At 31.5% G+C, this 3,906-nt stretch carries 6 protein-coding genes; all 6 read left to right on the top strand.

The window, feature by feature from the left end:
- The first annotated feature begins 88 nt into the window (after positions 1-88).
- The gene (locus AC2LE6_RS08635; RefSeq protein WP_484478855.1) at positions 89-751 is read left to right on the top strand and encodes a hypothetical protein; all 663 of its coding nucleotides are present in this window, start codon (positions 89-91) and stop codon (positions 749-751) included.
- A gap of 264 nt (positions 752-1,015) precedes the next feature.
- Complete coding sequence (locus tag AC2LE6_RS08630) at positions 1,016-1,228, top strand: hypothetical protein (protein WP_484478854.1); 213 nt, start codon at positions 1,016-1,018, stop codon at positions 1,226-1,228.
- A 75-nt stretch (positions 1,229-1,303) separates the two neighbouring features.
- Complete coding sequence (locus AC2LE6_RS08625) at positions 1,304-1,723, top strand: hypothetical protein (RefSeq protein ID WP_484478853.1); 420 nt, start codon at positions 1,304-1,306, stop codon at positions 1,721-1,723.
- Between the two features lie 10 nt (positions 1,724-1,733).
- Positions 1,734-1,928, top strand: coding sequence for a hypothetical protein (locus AC2LE6_RS08620; protein ID WP_484478852.1), 195 nt, complete (start codon positions 1,734-1,736; stop codon positions 1,926-1,928).
- 88 nt (positions 1,929-2,016) lie between these two features.
- On the top strand, positions 2,017-3,630 hold the full coding sequence (locus AC2LE6_RS08615) for an ATP-binding protein (protein WP_484478851.1): 1,614 nt from the start codon (positions 2,017-2,019) through the stop codon (positions 3,628-3,630).
- 15 nt (positions 3,631-3,645) lie between these two features.
- Positions 3,646-3,906: hypothetical protein (locus AC2LE6_RS08610; RefSeq protein WP_484478850.1), on the top strand; the 261-nt coding region annotated here is incomplete at its 3' end.

The following is a 3,906-nucleotide window of genomic DNA, read 5'->3' as shown; positions in this document are numbered from 1 at the left end:
TCAAAAGAAGCTCAAGATATCTTTGTATTTTAACTTGACATTTATTCCTATATATGTTATAATATACTAATTAATAAAAAGGGATACTATGTCAATCTTATTCAAACTACCAGAATTTTTACCATCAAATGAAGTCCTTTGGCAAGAAGGAGACTATACATTTGTAGTAGGTCCAAATGGTTCTGGTAAAACATTACTACTAAACAAAATGGCAGAGTGGGCAGAGTCTCACAACTATTCATATTCATTCTATGATGCAATGACTTCATTAGAGTTAGCACCAATACTAATGGAGCAAGCATCAGACGAAGACATTATCTTTGTAGCAAAAATGTTTATGGAATTCTCTGGGGATTTTAAAGATGATGTATTCAATTGGACAAAGGCAAAGAATGGTCATACAGTAGACCAGATTGGACCAATAGGAGGAGATGCAGATCTCCTAAGAGAGATTTTTAAAATGTCTGGTAGTGGGTATAGTAGATTATTCGTAATGTTATATATGGCAATAGATGAAGGAATGGGCACTGAATACTATTTCCTTGATATGCCGGAAGCATCATTACATATACACCTTGCTAGATATGTGTTGCAAATCCTTATGAGAAATTTCCCATATACAAAATTTGTAATCACTACCCACTCTCCTGATATCATTGACGACAGATGGGATACTAATCACATTATTGAAATGAAGTCAGAATATATCAAAGACTGTCAAAACCACAAATGGGATGAAATCTTTAGTTAAAAAAACCCACCTCAATACCTTTGATACTCTATAGTAAAGTCTCCATAGAGTATCAATATTTTCAACCTACTAATATAGGGCAAATATACTACTATTCCACCAAGCCAAGCTATGACCCCTTCACCGCTATTTAGACCCTTTATTATATAGGTTTTACAGGCATTATTTCAACATTCAAAAGAATTCCACAATACACCAATTTTACTATTGACAAACAACTCAAAATATGATATAATATACCTACAATCAAACAAAGGCGATACAATGAAAGATTACAATTTAATTTCACCCTCAATTCAAACAATGTTAGAAGATGCAGTGTCATCAGACCCTTATGGATTAAAACCAGAATCATTCTATAAAACTATAGTAGGTTCTATACAAGGAACACCAGCTGATAAAGTGTCAGAGATAATGGGTATATCTTATTCACTAGTTCTTATGATAGCAGAAGAAAACGGTTTTGAAATAGATTAAATTCTTTTTCAAAACCCTTGACATTCAATAAGAATTATGTTATAATATAACCATAATAAAGGAAAGGTGTAAAAAATGTTTAGTTCAAATTATGTAAAGATTTCAAAAGTAGATTGGGAAACAAGAGAGTTAGAGCATAATGAATTGCTTGAAGAGATTGCTAGATTGAAAGCGGAAAATGCGGAACTTCAAAAAAATCAATCTCCATTACTAATGGGAGTAGTGAAAAAACAATCAGGAGAAATTGAAAAACTTTTAAAATACAAAGAACAAGATGACGCTCTGTTTAGTTATGAACAATCAAATGACCAACACCTAAAAACTATTAGATTACAGGCAGAGAAAATTGAACAACTAGAAAATGAAAATGCTACTATCTTAACAGCATACCAGAAAGAAAGCACTATGACTTCTTTGTTATCAAAGAAAATCGTTAATGGCAAATACGACTGTGAAACATATAGAACTGTTTCAGAATTTAACACAACAGCATAAGGGAATTATTATGGGAAGAGCAACATTAGATATTTTAGTAAGAGTAACAACAGACAATCAGTTAGTAGAACCTATAGCAACATTCGCAAAAGAAACAACTATTACGGATAGCGACCTTGACCAAGGTGAAAAGTTAGTAAGTGTAAAAGAGTTAATGACTACTAATATAGATACTTACCTAAAAGTTATGAGAGAAATTTCATAAAAAGAATTTCAAAATTTATACCATAAACCTTGACTTCTCAGAAGGATTATGATATAATATAGTATATTTAAAGAAAAGGAAATTTATTATGGTAGTAGAAAACACTAAACAAGATGTAACAATAGGTGGAGCGGAGTCAGTAAACGCATTCACAATTAAAGCCTCAGCAAAAGCATTCCAAATTTTATCAAGCAATTTATATTCTAATCCATTAGGTTCAATGGTAAGAGAGTTATCAACAAATGCATATGATGCACATGTTATGGTAAATAAAAAAGACATTCCTTTTACTATCAAACTTCCAAACGCATTAGAACCATCATTCAGAATCAGAGACTTTGGACCTGGACTATCTCCAGATGAAATTCAAAATGTTTATACAACATTCTTTGAATCAACAAAAACAAACTCAAATGATGTAGTAGGATGTTTAGGTCTTGGTAGTAAATCTCCTTTTGGTGTAGCAGACTCTTTTACTGTTACTTCTTTCAAAGATGGTATCAAAACAATTTACTCTTCGTTCTTAGATGAATCAAAAATTCCAAGCATTGCTAAATTCCATGAAGAAGCATCTGATGAACCGTCTGGTATTGAAATAGAAGTAGCAATTAAAGAAGAAGATATCAAAACATTTGCAAGAGAAGTAAATGACCAATTAAAATACTTTACAGTTAAACCAACCATTACAGGTGACTCAAACTTTGAATGGCAAACAAATGAAGAGTATATCTATGAAGGTGCTAACTGGAAAATGGTATCAACAAGCAGACATGGCTCAACAAGAGTTGTTCAAGGTCAAATTGCTTATCCTATCAATACTAGAGATATGGGTACTAAACTGAATAATGCAAGTAATATTATTCAACAGTTGTTAGAAATGAATATTATGTTTACAGTAGATATCGGTGAAGTAAATATTGCTCCTTCAAGAGAGGCATTATCTTATGATGAAGCTACAGTTGATAATATCCTAAGACATGCTCAAAACATTATAGAAGAATTACCTCCAATGGTTTCAAAAGCTATTCAAGATTCTAAAAATGAATGGACGGCTAGAATGAGATATCAAGAAGTTATGTCTACACTAGGAGGACATCATTCTCCTATTAAATCATATATGGATGAATCAGGAAAAATCCTTTGGAATAACAGAGATGTTTCAAGCACTCAATTAGAGATCCCAGAAATCTATATGGATGAAATGAGATTTTTCAATAGAACATATTCTGGTAAATGGCAAAAACAAAATCAAAATGCTCAAAAAAATTGGCACTCAAAAAGTGATGATAGATATTGGTCATTATCTGTAAATGATAAAAATATACTTTTCTTTGCTACTCCAGATGACAAAGCTGTCGATGCTAGAGTTAAACAATATATGAATGATGGTCAATATGGCAGATATACAACTCCTTATATTATTGTTTCAAGCAAAACATATAGAGCACTAAAATCTAAACTAGGTAACCCAGAAATTATCAAAGTATCAGACCTAGACAAAGTAAGAAGAAAAGCATCTAGTAAAGTAAAAGGTGCACCAACTGAAATAACAGTACAGTATCACACTCCAGGCGGATGGAATAAATCTGATAAATGGGAAACAAAAACATTTACAGGTGAGCTTACAGATTTAGAAGGTTACTATGTAGAGTTAGATAGACATGATGTTGTATACCAAGGTAGAAAATTATCTGAATTTTAAAACTATGTTAGATCTATGAAACAATTAGAATTAATAGATAAAGATAAAACAATATATGGACTAAGAGCAACAAATATGAAAAAGACTCATAACCTAAAATGTCTATTTACACATGTTAAAGAAGAGTTTGCAAAATCAACTCATAACCACAAGTACACTTATGGTGACCATAATAGAGTAATGTCAAAAATTACTAATGATAGAGGATTAGCAGATAAACTGATAAAAAAACTTTCTCCGGAATCTTTACTATATACAGTACTTGAAGCAATGGCT

Source organism: Candidatus Izemoplasma sp., from assembly GCF_982632705.1.
Note: the sequence above shows the minus strand (reverse complement) of the source record. Positions and strands in the feature narration are given on the sequence as shown.

Excerpts from the sequence above, each read along its gene's own strand:
- AC2LE6_RS08630 (WP_484478854.1), top strand. The coding sequence starts at position 1,016 with ATGAAAGATTACAATTTAATTTCACCCTCAATTCAAACAATGTTAGAA.
- AC2LE6_RS08635 (WP_484478855.1), top strand. The coding sequence starts at position 89 with ATGTCAATCTTATTCAAACTACCAGAATTTTTACCATCAAATGAAGTC.
- AC2LE6_RS08625 (WP_484478853.1), top strand. The coding sequence starts at position 1,304 with ATGTTTAGTTCAAATTATGTAAAGATTTCAAAAGTAGATTGGGAAACA.
- AC2LE6_RS08620 (WP_484478852.1), top strand. The coding sequence starts at position 1,734 with ATGGGAAGAGCAACATTAGATATTTTAGTAAGAGTAACAACAGACAAT.
- AC2LE6_RS08615 (WP_484478851.1), top strand. The coding sequence starts at position 2,017 with ATGGTAGTAGAAAACACTAAACAAGATGTAACAATAGGTGGAGCGGAG.